Raw genomic sequence first — 1,317 nt, 5'->3', positions numbered from 1 at the left:
GAGGCTGTATTTTCAACTGTGTAAATGGGAATAATCTCCAATATAAAACAAAAAGGAGAAATGACCATGACACAGTTAAACGAAAAGGAAATGCAGCTTGCAGCTCTGATTAGCGAAGAGTGTGCGACACCCGCTGATTTATCGGCGAAGCTCAAGAGTCTGTTTGGCGGTGCGCTGGAAAAAATGCTTGAGGCCGAAATGGATGAGCACCTGGGCTACGAGAAAAACAGCGTATTGGGCAATAACAGCGGCAATAGCCGCAACGGTTACGGCAAGAAGACTGTTAAAAGCGAATGGGGCGAGAGTGAAATCAGCGTCCCGCGCGACCGGAAAGGTACATTCGAGCCGCAAATTATCGAAAAGCGACAGACGCGAACCGACGACATTGAGGCGCGGGTTCTGGCCATGTATGCCAAAGGAATGTCCACCCGCGACATTGAGGATCACCTGCGCGACATATACGGAGTGGAGGCTTCGGCCAGCCTGATCAGCCGCATTACGGACAAAATTATGCCCGCTGTTGTCGAGTGGCAGTCAAGGCCGCTGGATCCGGTCTATCCTATCGTTTTTCTCGATGGGATCATGTTCAAAGTGCGCAAGGACAGCCGGGTTATCAATAAATGCCTGTACTCCGTTTTAGGGATCAACATAGACGGTCGCAAGGAAATATTGGGCATGTGGATGTCAGAAAACGAAAGCGCCAGCTTTTGGACGACTATATGCAACGAATTAAAAAATCGCGGCGTCCAGGACATTTTGATTGCCTGCCGGGATAACCTTTCCGGATTTTCGACCGCCATCGAGACGGTTTTTCCCAAGACAGAGCAGCAGCTTTGCGTGATTCATCAAATTCGCAATTCCACAAAGTATATACCATACAAAGACATCAAGCTGGTCATGGCTGATTTGAAGCTGGTTTACGGTGCGCCGACACTAGAGGATGCAGAGTATCGGATGGAGGAATTTCGTGAAAAGTGGAACAGGAAATATCCGCAGATTTTGAAGTCTTGGGACACAAACTGGGCGGAACTGTCCACCTATTTCAAGTATCCGCAGGAAGTACGGACACTGATTTACACCACCAACGCGGTGGAGGGATTCCATCGGATGCTGCGCAAATTTACCAAGACCAAAACGATTTACCCGACTGACGACGCGGTCAAAAAATCGGTCTATCTTTCGATACAGGAAATCTCCAAAAAATGGAGTATGCCAATTCGCGATTGGGGCATTATAATTGGGCAACTGATGATATTTTTTGAGGACCGGCTGCAAGGTAAAATGGTTTCGTGATCGGGGGCGCTGCCCCCGAACCCC

At 48.8% G+C, this 1,317-nt stretch carries 1 protein-coding gene; it reads left to right on the top strand.

From position 1 onward, the window contains the following. Positions 1–66: 66 nt before the first annotated feature. Positions 67–1,293: an IS256 family transposase gene (locus tag Psfp_RS21105; protein ID WP_134220472.1), complete on the top strand. Its 1,227-nt coding sequence runs from the start codon at positions 67–69 to the stop codon at positions 1,291–1,293. Positions 1,294–1,317: the final 24 nt, after the last annotated feature.

The sequence above is a fragment of the Pelotomaculum sp. FP genome (genome assembly GCF_004369245.1).
GTDB lineage: Bacteria > Bacillota > Desulfotomaculia > Desulfotomaculales > Pelotomaculaceae > Pelotomaculum_C > Pelotomaculum_C schinkii.
This window is presented reverse-complemented; position numbering and strand designations above follow the sequence as displayed.